Consider the following 15265-nt stretch of genomic DNA (forward strand, 5'->3'; position numbering starts at 1 on the left):
CTTTACACAAACCGCCAAGTATAAGCTGTTAGCCGCCCCGACTGGCAGGATAAAAGCACCCGGTGATCAGAGGTCGCGGGCGCCGCCGTAGTAGGCGCAGCCCTGCAGGGTCTTGCCGTCGATGCGCAGCTCGGCCTTGAGGTGGCGGATGGCGCCGGTGGCGCCGTCGACGCAGCGCTGTGGCGCGACCCACAGTTCGACACGCTGGCCGTTGGCCTCGCTGGACAGGCTCAGGCCGCCGCCGGGCAGCGCTTCTTCCAGGTAAGGCAATGGCAACGGCTCCTGGCCGATGCGGTTGAGCACCATGCCCTTGCCGCTGGCCTTGATGTCCCAGTCCGGCTCGTGGCCGCCGGCGCGCAGGGTCAACTGCTTGAAGTTGGGGTCTTCGCAGCCACGGTATTCGGAGGTGTCGAGGCGGTACAGGCGGGTCACGTCGAGCTGGCCGTCGCTGCCTGCCTGCTTGCTGCCGGCCATGCGCGCGCGGACATCGGCAAACAGCTTGTCACCGGCGTCGTCGGCCAGGGTGGCGGCCTCTTGCAGGATGCCGGTGCCGGCAGCGTCGTTGACGATGAAGCGGCGGCTTTCGTTGCAGGGTTTGAACAGCAAATGGCCGCCGGCCGCGCTCAGTTCGCCTTGCAGGCGGGTAGTGCCCAGGTTTGGGTCGACCGGTTTTTCGGCCAGCATCTGGCAGCCTGCGAACAGCGGCAGCAGGGCGGTGAGCAGCAGGGAAGGGGTGAGGCGCATCAGGCGGGCTCCGGTGTTCGGGCAAAAAGTGCCGGTCACGTTACCGAGCCTGCCGGGCCTCTACAAGAGGCACGGCCTCATCGCGGCGCAAGAAAAAAGGGCCCGAAGGCCCTTTGATCATTCAACCCCCGAGGTACGCGTCGCGTACCTTCGGGTCGGTCAGCAACGCTTCACCGGTACCCTGCATCACCACCTTGCCGTTCTCCAGCACATAGGCGCGGTCGGCGATCTTCAGCGCCTGGTTGGCGTTCTGCTCCACCAGGAACACGGTCACGCCATCGCGGCGCAGCTGTTCGATGATGTCGAAGATCTGCTGGATGATGATCGGCGCCAGGCCCAGCGATGGTTCGTCGAGCAACAGCAGCTTGGGCTTGCTCATCAGTGCCCGGCCGATGGCCAGCATCTGCTGCTCGCCACCGGACATGGTGCCGCCACGCTGGATGTAACGCTCCTTCAAGCGCGGGAACAGTTGCAGGACCTTGTCCAACTGCTCCTGGTAGTCGCCCTTGTTGGTGAAGAAGCCGCCCATGGCCAGGTTTTCCTCGACGGTCAGGCGGGCGAACACGCGGCGGCCTTCCGGCACTACCGCGATGCTCTTGCGCATGATGTGCGACGACGGCTGGCCGACCAGTTCCTCGCCCAGGTACTTGATGCTGCCGCTGCTCGCCTGGGGCGAGCCGCACAGGGTCATCAGCAAGGTCGACTTGCCGGCGCCGTTGGCGCCGATCAGGGTGACGATCTCGCCCTGGTTGATCTCGACGTTGACGCTGTGCAGCGCCTGGATCTTGCCGTAGAAGGTGGAAACGTTCTCGAACTTCAGCATTTACGCCTCCCCCAGGTAGGCCTTGATCACATCAGGGTTGCCGCGAATCTCTTCCGGCGTGCCGTCGGCCAGGGGCGTGCCCTGGTTGATCACCACGATGTGGTCGGAAATGCTCATCACCAGCTTCATGTCGTGCTCGATCAGCAGCACGGTCACGTTGTGCGATTCGCGCAGGTAGGCGATGAGGGCCTTGAGGTCCTCGGTCTCCTTGGGGTTCAGGCCGGCGGCCGGTTCGTCGAGCATGATGATCCGCGGTTGGGTCATCATGCAGCGGGCGATTTCCAGGCGCCGTTGCTGGCCGTAGGCCAGGGTGCCGGCGGTACGGTTGGCGAACTCGGTCAGGTTGACCTTCTCCAGCCAGTACTGGGCGCGCTCCATGGCCTCCCTCTCGCTGCGGCGGAAGCTCGGGGTCTTGAACAGGCCGGCGAAGAAGTTGGTGTTGAGGTGGCGGTGCTGGGCGATCAGCAGGTTTTCCAGCGCGGTCATTTCCTTGAACAGGCGTACGTTCTGGAAGGTTCGCACCACGCCCTTGCGGGCGATCTGATGGCCGGCCAGGCCCTGGATCGGCTGGCCGTCGAGCAGGATGGTGCCGCCGCTGGGCTTGTAGAAGCCGGTCAGGCAGTTGAACACGGTGGTCTTGCCGGCGCCGTTCGGGCCGATCAGTGCCACCACCTGTTTTTCCTTGACGGTCAGGGCCACGCCGTTGACCGCCAACAAGCCGCCAAAGCGCATGCTCAGGCCGCTGACTTGCAGAATTTCGCGGCTCATCGAGGCAGCTCCATGTGCGGACGTTGCATGGGCAGCAGGCCCTGCGGACGCCAGATCATCATCAACACCATCAGCGCACCGAACATCAGCATCCGGTATTCGCTGAACTCACGCATCATCTCCGGCAGCAGGATCATCACGATGGCCGCGAGAATCACGCCCAACTGCGAACCCATGCCCCCCAACACGACGATGGCGAGGATGATCGCCGACTCGATGAAGGTGAACGACTCCGGTGTCACCAGGCCCTGGCGGGCGGCGAAGAAGCTGCCGGCGAAACCGGCGAAGCAGGCACCCAGGGTGAACGCCGAGAGCTTGATCACGGTAGGGTTCAGGCCCAGCGCGCGGCAGGCGATCTCGTCTTCACGCAGCGCTTCCCAGGCACGGCCGATCGGCATGCGCAGCAGGCGGTTGATCACGAACAGCGCCAGCAGGGCCAGCAGAAGGGCGACCAGGTAGAGGAAGATGACCTTGTTGATCGAGTTGTATTCCAGCCCGAAGAACTCGTGGAAGGTCTGCATCCCCTCGGCGGCGCGGCGCTCGAAGGTCAGGCCGAAGAACTCCGGCTTGGGGATGTTGCTGATGCCGTTGGGGCCGCCGGTCCAGTCGGTGAGGTTACGCAGGAACAGGCGGATGATCTCGCCGAAGCCCAGGGTCACGATCGCCAGGTAGTCACCGCGCAGGCGCAGCACCGGGAAGCCGAGCAGGAAGCCGAAGGTCGCGGCCATCAGGCCGGCGATCGGCAGGCACACCCAGAAGCTCCAGCCCAGGTAGTGCGAGAGCATTGCGTAGCTGTAGGCGCCGACGGCGTAGAAACCTACGTAACCCAGGTCGAGCAGGCCCGCCAGGCCCACCACGATGTTCAGGCCCAGGCCCAGCAACACGTAGATCAGGATCAGCGTGGCGATGTCGACTGCGCCGCGGGAGCCGAAGAACGGCCAGATCAGGGCGGCGACGATCAGGCCCATGATCACCCAGCGCTGGGTTTTCGGCAGGGTCAGGAAGTTGCTCACCGAAGGCGGTACCAGCTTGCGGTCCGAGCGGCGGCCCATCACCGCGCTCCACTGCTTGTCGAACAAGACCCGCAGGAACATCAGCACCGAGCACGCGGCGATGATGCCGATGGTGAACGAGCCCTGGCTATGCACCACCAGGCTGATGCCATCGATGCTGAGTTTCAGGCCCAGCACCGGGAAGGCCACGGCCCAGACCAGCAAGGCGCTGAAGAACGCCTGTTTGAGATTTCTGTTCATACTTTTTCAACCTCCGGGCGGCCCAGGATGCCGGTCGGCCGGAACAGCAGGACAAGAACCAAAAGACCGAATGCCACCACGTCCTTGTACTGGTCGCCGAAGATGTCGGCGCCGAACGCTTCGGCCACGCCCAGCACCAGCCCGCCGAGCATGGCGCCCGGGATGCTGCCGATGCCGCCCAGTACCGCCGCGGTGAAGGCCTTCAGGCCCACCAGGAAACCGGCGTTGGGGTTGATCACTCCGTACTGCATGCTCAGCAGCACGGCCGCCACCGCCGCCAGCGCGGCACCGATGACGAAGGTCAGGGCGATGATGTTGTTGGTGTTGATGCCCAGCAGGTTGGCCATCTTGATGTCCTCGGCGCAGGCGCGGCAGGCGCGCCCCAGGCGGGAACGGGAGATGAACAGGGTCAGGCAGGTCATGGCGACGAGGGTCACCACGAACACCAGGATCTGCATGTACGAGACCAGCACCTCCTCAGCGCCCCCCGGGCCGAACGAGAAGCTGCCGGGGATCAGGTTGGGGATGGACTTGTCTTTCGAGTCCTGTGACAGCAGGACGGTGTTCTGCAGGAAGATCGACATGCCGATGGCGGAGATCAGCGGGATCAGCCGGTTGCTGTTGCGCAGCGGCCGGTAGGCGACCCGTTCGATGCTGTAGCCGTAGGCACTGGTGACGCAGATCGTGGCGACGAAGGCCACGGTCATCAGGATCGGCAACGAGTGGATGCCCATCATGGCCAGCCCGGCGAGGGCGATGAAGGCCACGTAGGAACCGATCATGTACACCTCGCCGTGGGCGAAGTTGATCATGCCGATGATGCCGTACACCATCGTGTAACCGATGGCGATCAGCGCGTAGGTACTGCCGATGGTCAATCCGTTAACCAGTTGTTGTAGGAAATGGTAGATCTCAGGCATTACAGCGCTCCTAAAAACCTGATTTGCATTTCTCTGGCGGGGGATGACCCCGGCCCCTTGTTCTCGTGGTCTTCGCCACGTGATCTTTTTGCGGGCACGGCCAGGAAACCGCGGGTGACGGTTTTAAGATTTTCAGGTGAACCGGCTCCCGGATCACGGGAATCAGGTTCATGAACCTCGTAAAACAAAGCCCACTGCTCGCACAGTGGGCTTCTCGGTCAGCTATTAGTCACGCAGTTACTGAGGGGAGACTTCGGTCTTCGGCTTACCGAAGTGCCATTCGTAGACCACGAACTTGAAGTCTTTCAGGTCGCCCTTGTCGTCATACGACAGGTCGCCGGTCGGGGTCTTGAAGGTGCCTTTGTGAATGGCGGCGGCCACCTTGTCGGTGTCTTCGGAGCCGGCAGCCTTGATGCCCTGGGCGATCAGTTCGACAGCCGAGTAGGCCGGGAACACGAACGGACCGCTCGGGTCCTTGCCGTCGGCCTTGATGGCGTCGACGATGGCCTTGTTCTCAGGTGCTGCGTCGAACGACTTGGGCAGGGTCACCAGCAGGCCTTCGGAGGCGCCTTGGGCGATCTGCGAGATGGAGTCGTTACCCACGCCTTCCGGGCCCATGAACTTGGCTTTCAGGCCTTTCTCTTGTGCCTGGCGCAGGATCAGGCCCAGCTCCGGGTGGTAGCCGCCGTAGTAGACGAAGTCGACGTTGTTCTGCTTGAGCTTCTGGATGATCGAGGAGAAGTCCTTGTCACCGGCGTTCAGGCCTTCGAAGACGGCGACCTTGGTGCCTTTGCCTTCCAGGGTGGTCTTGACCGCGGTGGCGATGCCTTCGCCGTACTGCTGCTTGTCGTGCAGCACCGCAACGACCTTCGGCTTGACGTGGTCGGCGATGTAGTTGCCGGCGGCCGGGCCCTGGGCGCTGTCCAGGCCGATGGTGCGGAAGATCAGCTTGTAGCCGCGGGCGGTGATTTCCGGGGAGGTGGCGGCTGGGGTGATCATGATCACGCCTTCGTCTTCGTAGATGTCGGACGCAGGCTGGGTGGAGCTGGAGCACAGGTGGCCGATCACGTACTTGACGCCATCGTTGACCACTTTGTTGGCGACGGCCACGGCCTGTTTAGGGTCGCACGCGTCGTCGTATTCCTTGGCTTCGAGCATCTTGCCATCGACGCCGCCCTTGGCGTTGATGTCCTTGATGGCCTGTTTGGCGCCAACGAACTGCATGTCGCCGTACTGGGTCACCGGCCCGGTCTTGGGACCGGCGATGCCGATCTTGATGGTGTCGGCGGCAAACGAATGGCTGGCGACTCCGGCCAGAACCATCGCGGCAAACAGCTTGGAAATCTTGATCATAGTGCTCCACTCATTCTGTTGTAATTCTTATAGTCCTGAGGCCAGGGCTACAGACCGGGCGGGATTCGCGGCCTGGCTACGCCAATGCCGTAAGCCCACCTTCCCCCGGAACATGTCCCGGAACTGTACCGGTACAGTGTAGAGCGCTGTCCGAGCGCTTGAAAAGCGGGCGAAAAGCGTCTGTCTCAAGGGGTGTCGCTTGATCGACATAAAGATACAGAAAAGCGCCATCACTTTGCCTGTATTCCCGACCCGCCCCCACAAGTTCGGGCCTGATCGACCAAATTACGTATTTGAAACCGGGTTTTTCTGCAAAAATGCCGGCCTTTTTGTTGGCCGATCTTTGCGCAGGTAAACCCATGACTGATCAAGTAAGCACCCTCTATGCCAAACTGCTCGGCGAGACCGCCGTCATCGAGTGGAAAGCCCTGGAGCGTTTCTGGGCCAAGGGTGACCTGATTTGGGTCGACCCCAGCCTCGACCTGATCGCCGTTGCCGAGGCGATGGCCGAGAATCGCGGCGAGATCTTCGCCAAGTGGCGCAATGATGGCACTGTCGGGCCGGTCTCCGCCGAGCAGGCACTCGACCTGCAAACCCGCGATCCAGAGATCTGGGCGGTGGTGGTTTCGCCGTTCATCGTGATCCAGGCGAAGAAAGCGGAATAAGCGCGGGCTTTTTTAGTGCGTGAAAACGCGCAAACGCTCCGCAATGGTGCGCATTGACGCTCACGTAAGGTGGAAGTTGGTAACAGTGGCGGGGTGATTCGGCGGGGCGGTAACAGTTTACGGGATGCGTAAATGGGGCCGCTTTGCGGCCCCAACTGGATCAGTAGTCCACGCGCCCGGTATGGCTGTTCAGCGAAATCACCCGGGTCTTGCCGATGCGGTGGCGGAAGATCTCGCGCAGGTACTTCACCGCCTTCTTCACGCACTCGCGCGACAGGCGGATGTCGTTGATCGAGACGAAGCGGCTCTTGTCGTTGATCAGTTCGCGGTACTTCTTCTCGTACATCGGCTTGATCGCGTACCAGTTGGTGTCGAGGATCTTCGCCGGGTTCTCGAATTCGTTGAGCAGGTCGTCGATGCTGTCTTCATCGAAGTGCTCGCTGGTGATGAACTCGAGGATCGCATTGTCCATGGTGTCGTCGAAGCGGTACGGGTTGCGCGCGAAGCAACGCTTGATGAACGCCACGATCAGCGTGAGGAAGTCGTCCGACAGGCACGGGCTCTTGGCGATCAGGGTGGTCAGCGACAGGTTGGCCGAGGCGCCGATCACCAGCGCATAGCGCTTGAGCGTGGTGTTGGGGAACAGGCTGTTGAGGTGGGTCTTGAGCCGGTTCAGGTCCATGTACGACAGCTTGTAGTCCTTGGGCAGAGACACGATCGACACCACCGACGAACAGTTCTTGAAGAAATGCAGGTCGTGCAGTGCCGCGGCGTCGTAGCCTGAGGCCTGGTATTGCTCCAGCGCGGCGCGGTAGCGGCGCGACTCGATCGGCAGCAGGCTGATGCCTTCGATGGCCTGGGTCTGCTTGTTGAAGTGCGGCAGGTCGATGGAGCGGAAGAACAGGTCGTCGATGTCCAGGCGCGGCTGCTCACGCTCGAACACCTTGAACTTGTCCGACCCTGCCGGCGGTACTTCCGGCACCACCGACTCGGCGTAGGCGATGGCCACGGGGCCGGCCAGGCTCATGAACAGGTCGTTGGCGTCCAGGCGGATGGTCTCGCCGATGTCGATGCCGGCGCGGCGGAAGTAGTTCTGGTCGTAGTCGGTGGTCACCGCCTGCGCCGTGAGGATGTTGAAGATCTGCTGGGAGATGTACTGGTTGGCGTGCTTCTCCATGGCGTTGACGTCGATGTTCTGGATCGTGCCGTCGTCGCTCTCCTCGGCGTAGCGCATGATGTCGTTGGAGATCAGCATCATCGCGTTCCACGGGCGGATGCGGCCCATGACGCTGGCTTCGCTGCTGTCTTCATTGTCGAAGTTGTACGAGAAGTCCCATTCCTCCGACAGGTATTTGCACAGCAGGCGCCCGGCGTTGATGTGCAGCGCCTCGGACATTTCGCTGCGGTGATCGGAGGCATTGGGCAGCACGCAGATACCGCTGGTGAAGATCGGCTCGAACACGAACGAATGCCCGCTCTTGCCGTCATTCTCGTCGGCCGGCTTGGTATCGAAGGTCTTGTTCATGTACGAGTACTGCTGGGCCAGGCCGAATTCCGAGGCCATGCCCGAGCCGGTGCCGCCGCCGGCGCTGAAGATGTAGAAGTACAGGCGCGACTGGTTGGCCTTGATGCCGCAGGAATCGATCAGGTACGAGTGGATCAGCTTCCAGTCGGCGCTGGAGAAGCGCTGGGTGTCCTTGTTGAGAATGATCTTGGCCAGGTACTGGCCGAGGATCGGCGCGTTGCCGGCGCCGCCGGCATGCACCTCGGACAGGTCCATGATCTTCATCTTGCTGTAGTCGCGCAGGAAGCCGCCGCGCTCGCCCTTGCGCGAGAAGCGGATGCGCCCGGCAATGTCCTTGTCCAGGTCGCCAAGCATCACCAGCGGCTCGACCAGGAACACCGGCTTGGCCGCCTTGTTCTGTACCAGGCGCAGGTTCTGGCGGATCCAGCGCGCCGGGCTGTAGCCGGCCTCGCCCTTGAAGCGGTCCTCGTTGTTGTACTCGTTGAGGAAGAATGTGCGGGCGTTGTACACCAGTTCTGCCACATCCAGGGCGATGTTCGAGCCGCAACGACCCAGGCCGATCAGGCACACCGACGGGAACTGCTGCTCCAGGCGCAGCTGGTCCTCGTCCTCGACATGCAGGTTGGGCGGGAAGACCAGGTCGCGCAGGCCGTCGAGGTTGTCGAGGATGCGCTGGATGTCCTGCTCGGTGAAGTACAGGTACTGTTGCGCCGGCATGCTGCGGGTCGCGGGGAAGTCTCGAGCACTGCCGGCGGTCAGCGAAGTGGTGCTGAGGGACGGCTCGGGAGCCGCATTGGCAGAAGTGTTCGTAGAGGTCATAGTGCGCCATTTGCCTGGTGTGGTTGGCTTCCCGGTGATGCATGTCATCTAGCCATCACGGAGAAATTTCGCGACTTTATCAGTGCGTCTTTTTCTTGTGCGATAGGGGGTTTCCTTAGGCGGACTAAGGTTTTTCCCTTCGTACCCGCATTGCATCGTCCGTTTGTCACGCTTCTTTAATCTGGAGTTGCTCATGAGTACTGCATTGCCTTCGTTGGGGTTTGCCGGGATCGGCCTGATGGGCCTGCCGATGTGCCGTCGGCTGCTGGCCGCGGGGTATCCGCTGACCGTGTGGAACCGCAGCCCGGACAAATGCGCCGAGCTGGTTGCCGCCGGCGCCCAGCTGGCCGGCAGCCCTGCCGAGCTGTGCCAGGCGGCGGACATGGTGCTGCTGTGCCTGGCCGACACGGCGGTGGTGCGCGAAGTGGTGTTCGGTGAGCAGGGCATCGCCCGTGGCGGGCGCAGCGGTCAGCTGCTGGTGGACTTCTCCAGCCTCGAGCCGACCGCCACCCGCGAGATGGCGGCGGAGCTGGCGGCCCTGTGCGGCATGGCCTGGCTCGACGCGCCGGTGTCCGGCGGCACGCCGGGGGCCGAGGCCGGCACCCTGGCGATCATGGTCGGCGGCGAGGCGAGCGACCTGCAGCGGGCGCGGCCGGTGCTGTTGACCCTGGGCCAGCGGGTGACGCACATGGGCGCGGTGGGGGCCGGCCAGGTAACCAAGGCGTGCAACCAGATGATCGTGGCCTGCAACGCCCTGGTGATCGCCGAGGTGGTGGCGCTGGCCGAGCAGTCAGGGGTCGATGCGCGGCTGATCGCCGAGGCCCTGGCCGGCGGGTTTGCCGACTCGAAGCCCTTGCAGATCCTCGCCCCGCAAATGGCCGAAAGCCGCTTCGAGCCGGTCAAGTGGCACGTGCGCACCTTGCTCAAGGACCTCGACAGCGCGGTGAAATTCTCCCGCGAGCAGGGTTCGGCGACGCCGCTCAGTGGCCTCGCCGCGCAACTGATGCGCCTGCACGGTAGCCAGGGTTATCTGCAAAAAGATCCGGCGACCCTGGTAACGCTGTATCGCAGCAAGGACTGAGCTCGCCGGGCTGGCGGTCGAGCCGTTCGAGGATCGGCCGCAACTCGGCCAGCGGCACTGGCCGGCTGAGCAGATAGCCCTGCAGATAGTCGCAGCCGTGGCTGGCGAGGAATTCGTGCTGCTCGACAGTCTCGACGCCTTCGGTGACCACTTTCAGGTGCAGGGTATGGGCCATGATGATGATCGCCTGGACGATCTCGCGGTCTTTCTGGCTGCCGGGCACGTCCTGGATGAACGAGCGGTCGATCTTCAGCACGTCCAGCGGCAGGCGCTTGAGGTAGGCCAACGATGAATAGCCAGTGCCGAAATCATCGATCGACAGCGCCACGCCTTGGGCACGGATGCGCTTGAGCAGGGTGATGGTGTGGTGGATGTCGCCCATCAGGGCATTTTCGGTGACCTCCAGCTCCAGCTGGCGCGGCGCCAGGCCGGCCTGGAACAAGGCCATTTCCACCTCGGTGGCCAGCTCCTCGCGGCCCAGGGTGAGGGCCGAGCAGTTCACCGTGACCTTGAGATCGCCATAGCCATGACGATTGAGCTGGGCCAGGTCCTCACAGGCCCGGCGCAGTACCCACAGGTCCAGTTCGGCGATCAGGCCGTTGGCTTCGGCAATACAGATGAAACGGTCGGGGCTGAGCAGGCCATGCTGTGGGTGTTGCCAGCGCACCAGCGCCTCGAGCTTGGCCACCTGGCCGCTGCGCAGGTCGAAGATCGGCTGGTAGTGCACGCACAGGCCACGCTCTTCGAACAACGCCACGCGCAGTTCTTCTTCCAGTTGCAGCTCGAGGGTGGCGCGGGTCTTCAGGCCGTTGTTGAAGAAGTTCAGGCTGTTGCGCCCGCAGCCTTTGGACTGGTACAGCGCCAGGTCGGCGTTCTTCAACAGTTCTTCGGTGCTCTGGCCGTCGTCGGGGAAGATGCTGATGCCGATGCTGGTGGTCATCACCATGCGCCGGCCCGCCAGGTCGATCGGCTCCTTCATGCGCTGCATGATGCGCTGGGCCAGGTGGCGCGCCTCGTCACGGCTGTTGAGGCTGGTGACGATGCAGAACTCGTCGCCACCGAAGCGGGCCACCAGGTCCTGGCCACGGGTAGCGGCCTTGATGTGGTCGGCGATCACCTTGAGCAGTTCGTCGCCGGCGGCATGCCCGAGGCTGTCGTTGATCCGCTTGAAGTGGTCGATGTCGAGGAACATCACCGCCAGCATGCCGTCATGGGCGGCCTGCTCGGCCAGGCGCTCGGCGAAGACCTGGTTGAAGCCGCGGCGGTTGACCAGGTTGGTCAGGGCGTCGTAGTGGGCGGCCTGCTGCAGCGAGGCGCGGGCCTGGTCGAGCTGGCTGAGCAGTACGTTGACCCGGCGCAGGTCGTGCTCCTTGCTCTGCAGCTTCTTGTCGGCCAACGCCGCGCTGATGCTGCCAGCGCTGATCAGCAGGGTGATGACGGCAATGGTCAGCGCCAGTTGCAGGCTGTTGTCGGCCGAAGGCAGGCGCAGCGCGGTCTCGCTGGGGATCACCAGGGTCATCGCCGCCATGCCGGTGAAATGGGTCAGGACGATACCTGCGGCCATCAACAGGCTGGCACCGTACTTGAGCAGCAGGTGCAAGGTGCCGCTGCCCTTGTTGAAATAGCGCGCCATCAGCAGCGCCACCAGGCTGGTGAGCACGGCGATGCCGACAGAGGCGAGCAGCAGGCCGGTCTGGTAGTACTGCAGGGCGCTGGTCTGCATGGCGGCCATGCCGGTGTAGTGCATGACACTGATGCCCAGGCCGATGAACAGCGCGGTCTGCAGATAGTGGCGCAGGCGCATCTGGCTGCGGTTGAGGCTGTTCATCGCCAGCCAGGCGGCCAGCAGAGCCACCAGCAGCGACAGGCCGGTCAGCGGGGCGTCGAAGTGGATTTCCAGGGGCGCCTGGAAGGCCAGCATGCTGATGAAATGCATGGCCCAGATGCCCCCGGCCAGGCAGCACGCACCGAGCACGCGCCATTGCCGGCGGGCGAAGCGGTCTTCGCACTGGCTCTGGCGTTCGCTCATGTCCAGGGTGGCGAAACAGGCGGCGCTCGCCACGATGAAGGCAAGCAGCACCAGGAAGGGGTTGTGTCGGCAGTCGAGGATGATCTGTCCGGTCGCCGGCAGCTCGGCGAACAATTGCAGTCCCAGCCACTCCATTGCAGGCCTCTTCGTCGAGTCTTCACTCGTCCCCAAAAAGCACGGATGGAGACTGTTCCTGCTGGAGTATAGGAACGGGTACCTAAGCCTTCCTGATTAATGGCAATTTGATTTCTACCATTTGGATATGTAGGCAATAGCCAGATGGTCTAAATGGATTGTTTGTCGGCCGCAACGAGCGCGGGGCAAGCCCGCTCCCTGCAATCCCGAGCCGGAATTGTGGGAGCGGGCTTGCCCCGCGATGACCGCCATGGCGATCAACCGGCGACGAGCACCCGGATCGCCTCGAGGCGCAGTGCCGCTTTTTCCAGCGCCGCCAGGCCCTCTTCACGCTGCTTGCGCAGGGCGTCAATCTCGCTGTCGCGCACGCTCGGGTTGACGGCCTTCAACGCAGTCAGGCGCGCCAGCTCCTCGTCGGCTTCGGCGGTGAGGCGATGCCGAGCCTGGGCCACGCGCTCGTCGTGGGTTGGCAGGACCTTGGCCTCGCCCGCGGCGATGCGCTTGGCCAGCACGTCGCGCTGGGCCTGGATGAACTTGTTGGCGCTGGCCTTGGGCACGCTTTCGAGCTGGTCGTTGAGGGTTTCGAAGGCCACCCGCGGGCCCAGGTCGTTGCCGTTGGTGTCGAGCAGGCAGCGCAGCGCGGCCGGCGGCAGGTAGCGCCCCAGCTGCAGGCTGCGCGGTGCCACCACTTCGCTGACATAGAGCAGCTCGAGCAGCACGGTGCCGGGCTTGAGCGCCTTGTTCTTGATCAGCGCCACGGCGGTGTTGCCCATCGAGCCGGACAGCACCAGGTCCATGCCACCCTGGACCATCGGGTGCTCCCAGGTGAGGAACTGCATGTCCTCGCGCGACAGCGCCTGGCCACGGTCGTAGGTGATGGTCACGCCTTCGTCGTCACCCAGCGGGAAGCTGGCGTCGAGCATCTTCTCGCTCGGCTTGAGGATCAGGGCGTTTTCCGAGTGGTCCTCGCTGTCGATACCGAAGGCGTCGAACAGGGTTTCCATGTAGATCGGCAGGGCGAACTGGTCGTCCTGCTCGAGGATTGCCTCGACCAGCGCCTGGCCTTCGCCGGCGCCACCGGAGTTGAGTTCCAGCAGGCGGTCGCGACCGGTGTGCAGCTCGGCCTCCAGGCGCTCGCGTTCGGCACGGGCCTCGCCGACCAGCTGGGTCCAGCCTTTGTCGTCGCCACCGGCCAGCTGTTGCAGCAGGCGCGGGCCGAACTGGTGTTGCAGGGCGTTGCCGGTCGGGCAGGTGTTGAGGAAGGCGTTGAGGCCTTCGTGGTACCACTGGAACAGGCGCTCTTGCGGGCTGTCCTGCAGGTACGGGATGTGCAGTTGGATCGTGTGCTTCTGGCCGATCCGGTCAAGGCGGCCGATGCGTTGCTCGAGCAGGTCCGGGTGGGCCGGCAGGTCGAACATCACCAGGTGATGGGCGAACTGGAAGTTGCGGCCTTCGCTGCCGATCTCGGAACACACCAGCACCTGGGCGCCGAACTCTTCGTCGGCGAAGTAGGCGGCGGCGCGGTCACGCTCGAGGATGCTCATGCCTTCATGGAACACCGAGGCCGGGATGCCGGAGCGCACGCGCAGGGCGTCTTCCAGGTCCATGGCGGTCTCGGCGTGGGCGCAGATCACCAGGACCTTGGTGCGCTTGAGCATCTTCAGGGTGTCGATCAGCCAGTCGACCCGAGGGTCGAAACGCCACCAGCGCTCGTCGTCGCCGGCTTCGCCCTGGGCCTGGAAGGCCACTTCCGGGTACAGCTCGGCGCGCTCGCCCGAAGGCAGGTCGGCATAGGCCTCGGGGTTGGCCAGCGGGTAGGGGTGCAGTTGGCGCTCGGGGAAGCCCTGGATCGCCGCACGGGTGTTGCGGAACAGCACGCGGCCGGTACCGTGACGGTCGAGCAGTTCGCGGATCAGGCGCGCGCTGGCCTGGCTGTCGCCATCGCTGACCGCGGCCAGCAGTGCTTCGCCTTCGGCGCCGAGGAAGCCCTGGATGGTGGCGTGGGCTTTCGGCGACAGACGGCCTTCGTCGAGCAGCTCCTGTACGGCTTCGGCCACCGGGCGATAGTGCTCGCTTTCGGCGCGGAAGGCGGCCAGGTCGTGGAAGCGGTTGGGGTCGAGCAGGCGCAGGCGGGCGAAGTGGCTGTCCTGGCCGAGCTGTTCAGGCGTGGCGGTGAGCAGCAGCACGCCGGGAATCACCTGGGCCAACTGCTCGACCAGCGAGTATTCGGGGCTGGCCTGCTCTTCGTGCCAGACCAGGTGGTGGGCCTCGTCGACCACCATCAGGTCCCAGCCGGCGGCGAACAGCGCGTCCTGGGCCTTTTCGTCCTCGACCAGCCACTCCAGCGCGACCAGCGCCAGCTGGGCATCCTCGAACGGGTTGCTGGCATCGCTTTCGATGAAGCGCTCGGCGTCGAACAGCGCAACCTGCAGGTTGAAGCGCCGGCGCATTTCCACCAGCCACTGGTGCTGGAGGTTTTCCGGTACCAGGATCAGCACGCGACTGGCGCGACCGGACAGCAGCTGGCGGTGGATGACCAGGCCGGCCTCGATGGTCTTGCCCAGGCCCACTTCGTCGGCCAGCAGTACGCGGGGGGCGATGCGGTCGGCCACTTCACGGGCGATGTGCAACTGGTGGGCAATAGGCTGGGCACGCACGCCACCCAGGCCCCACAGCGTGGAGAGCATCTGTTTGCTGGTGTGCTGCAGGGTGTTGTAGCGCAGCGAGAACCACGACAGCGGGTCGATCTGCCCGGCGAACAGGCGGTCGCTGGCCAGGCGGAACTGGATGAAGTTGGACAGCTGCGTCTCGGGCAGCGTGCGCGGCTGGTTCTGCGGGTCGATGCCGTGGTAGACCATCAGGCCGTCGATGTCCTCGACCTCCTGCACGGTCAGCTTCCAACCTTCGAAATGGGTGATCAGGTCGCCTGGCGAGAAACGCACGCGGGTCAGCGGCGCATTGCGTAGCGAGTACTGGCGGGTGTCGCCCGTGGCCGGGTAGAGCACGGTCAACAGGCGGCCATCCTGCGCCAGGATGGTCCCAAGACCGAGCTCGGCCTCGCTGTCGCTGATCCAGCGTTGCCCCGGTTGATACTGCTGCGCCATACTGCCAAAACTCCCGCGATGAAAAAGCTGGCCATGTTACCGGATC

The 15265-nt window shown here is 63.9% G+C and carries 11 protein-coding genes; 2 read left to right on the forward strand and 9 right to left on the reverse strand.

Annotation, left to right across the window (positions count from 1 at the left end; translation table 11 throughout):
- Positions 1–66 precede the first annotated feature (66 nt).
- From CCOS191_RS06250 to CCOS191_RS06275, 6 genes are all read right to left on the reverse strand, one after another.
- A complete protein-coding gene (locus tag CCOS191_RS06250; protein ID WP_046854484.1) occupies positions 67–744 on the reverse strand; it encodes a COG3650 family protein in 678 nt (225 codons plus the stop codon).
- 121 nt (positions 745–865) lie between these two features.
- Entirely contained in the window at positions 866–1567 is a 702-nt protein-coding gene (locus CCOS191_RS06255) for an ABC transporter ATP-binding protein (protein WP_023631160.1), read from the reverse strand.
- The gene (gene livG / locus CCOS191_RS06260) at positions 1568–2335 is read right to left on the reverse strand and encodes a high-affinity branched-chain amino acid ABC transporter ATP-binding protein LivG (protein WP_046854485.1); all 768 of its coding nucleotides are present in this window, start codon (positions 2333–2335) and stop codon (positions 1568–1570) included.
- Positions 2332–3588: a high-affinity branched-chain amino acid ABC transporter permease LivM gene (locus CCOS191_RS06265; RefSeq protein WP_046854486.1), complete on the reverse strand. Its 1257-nt coding sequence runs from the start codon at positions 3586–3588 to the stop codon at positions 2332–2334. The genes livG and CCOS191_RS06265 overlap by 4 nt, the downstream gene beginning before the upstream one ends.
- Complete coding sequence (livH, locus tag CCOS191_RS06270) at positions 3585–4508, reverse strand: high-affinity branched-chain amino acid ABC transporter permease LivH (RefSeq protein WP_046854487.1); 924 nt, start codon at positions 4506–4508, stop codon at positions 3585–3587. Before livH ends, CCOS191_RS06265 begins: the two co-directional genes overlap by 4 nt.
- Before the next feature lie 237 nt (positions 4509–4745).
- Positions 4746–5861: a branched-chain amino acid ABC transporter substrate-binding protein gene (locus CCOS191_RS06275; protein ID WP_038706647.1), complete on the reverse strand. Its 1116-nt coding sequence runs from the start codon at positions 5859–5861 to the stop codon at positions 4746–4748.
- Positions 5862–6220: 359 nt separating this feature from the next.
- Between CCOS191_RS06275 and CCOS191_RS06280 the strand changes: the two genes are divergently transcribed.
- Positions 6221–6526, forward strand: a complete 306-nt coding sequence (locus CCOS191_RS06280) for a DUF2288 domain-containing protein (RefSeq protein ID WP_046854488.1) — start codon at positions 6221–6223, stop codon at positions 6524–6526.
- 160 nt (positions 6527–6686) lie between these two features.
- On the opposite strand, the gene CCOS191_RS06285 is transcribed toward CCOS191_RS06280, so the two are convergent.
- A complete protein-coding gene (locus tag CCOS191_RS06285; protein WP_371918144.1) occupies positions 6687–8768 on the reverse strand; it encodes a hypothetical protein in 2082 nt (693 codons plus the stop codon).
- A gap of 295 nt (positions 8769–9063) precedes the next feature.
- Between CCOS191_RS06285 and CCOS191_RS06290 the strand changes: the two genes are divergently transcribed.
- Positions 9064–9951: an NAD(P)-dependent oxidoreductase gene (locus tag CCOS191_RS06290; RefSeq protein ID WP_046854490.1), complete on the forward strand. Its 888-nt coding sequence runs from the start codon at positions 9064–9066 to the stop codon at positions 9949–9951.
- Here the strand turns inward: CCOS191_RS06290 and CCOS191_RS06295 are convergent.
- Positions 9851–12115: a putative bifunctional diguanylate cyclase/phosphodiesterase gene (locus CCOS191_RS06295; protein WP_046854491.1), complete on the reverse strand. Its 2265-nt coding sequence runs from the start codon at positions 12113–12115 to the stop codon at positions 9851–9853. The two genes, CCOS191_RS06290 and CCOS191_RS06295, sit on opposite strands and share 101 nt — an antisense overlap.
- A 257-nt stretch (positions 12116–12372) precedes the next feature.
- Complete coding sequence (gene rapA / locus CCOS191_RS06300; protein ID WP_046854492.1) at positions 12373–15219, reverse strand: RNA polymerase-associated protein RapA; 2847 nt, start codon at positions 15217–15219, stop codon at positions 12373–12375.
- Positions 15220–15265: the final 46 nt, after the last annotated feature.

This window comes from Pseudomonas sp. CCOS 191, from assembly GCF_001007005.1.
Taxonomy (GTDB): Bacteria; Pseudomonadota; Gammaproteobacteria; order Pseudomonadales; family Pseudomonadaceae; genus Aquipseudomonas; species Aquipseudomonas soli.

Excerpts from the sequence above, each read along its gene's own strand:
- livH (WP_046854487.1), bottom strand. The coding sequence starts at position 4,508 with ATGCCTGAGATCTACCATTTCCTACAACAACTGGTTAACGGATTGACC.
- CCOS191_RS06285 (WP_371918144.1), bottom strand. The coding sequence starts at position 8,768 with ATGCCGGCGCAACAGTACCTGTACTTCACCGAGCAGGACATCCAGCGC.
- CCOS191_RS06280 (WP_046854488.1), top strand. The coding sequence starts at position 6,221 with ATGACTGATCAAGTAAGCACCCTCTATGCCAAACTGCTCGGCGAGACC.
- livG (WP_046854485.1), bottom strand. The coding sequence starts at position 2,335 with ATGAGCCGCGAAATTCTGCAAGTCAGCGGCCTGAGCATGCGCTTTGGC.
- CCOS191_RS06250 (WP_046854484.1), bottom strand. The coding sequence starts at position 744 with ATGCGCCTCACCCCTTCCCTGCTGCTCACCGCCCTGCTGCCGCTGTTC.
- CCOS191_RS06275 (WP_038706647.1), bottom strand. The coding sequence starts at position 5,861 with ATGATCAAGATTTCCAAGCTGTTTGCCGCGATGGTTCTGGCCGGAGTC.
- CCOS191_RS06295 (WP_046854491.1), bottom strand. The coding sequence starts at position 12,115 with ATGGAGTGGCTGGGACTGCAATTGTTCGCCGAGCTGCCGGCGACCGGA.
- CCOS191_RS06290 (WP_046854490.1), top strand. The coding sequence starts at position 9,064 with ATGAGTACTGCATTGCCTTCGTTGGGGTTTGCCGGGATCGGCCTGATG.
- CCOS191_RS06255 (WP_023631160.1), bottom strand. The coding sequence starts at position 1,567 with ATGCTGAAGTTCGAGAACGTTTCCACCTTCTACGGCAAGATCCAGGCG.
- CCOS191_RS06265 (WP_046854486.1), bottom strand. The coding sequence starts at position 3,588 with ATGAACAGAAATCTCAAACAGGCGTTCTTCAGCGCCTTGCTGGTCTGG.
- rapA (WP_046854492.1), bottom strand. The coding sequence starts at position 15,219 with ATGGCGCAGCAGTATCAACCGGGGCAACGCTGGATCAGCGACAGCGAG.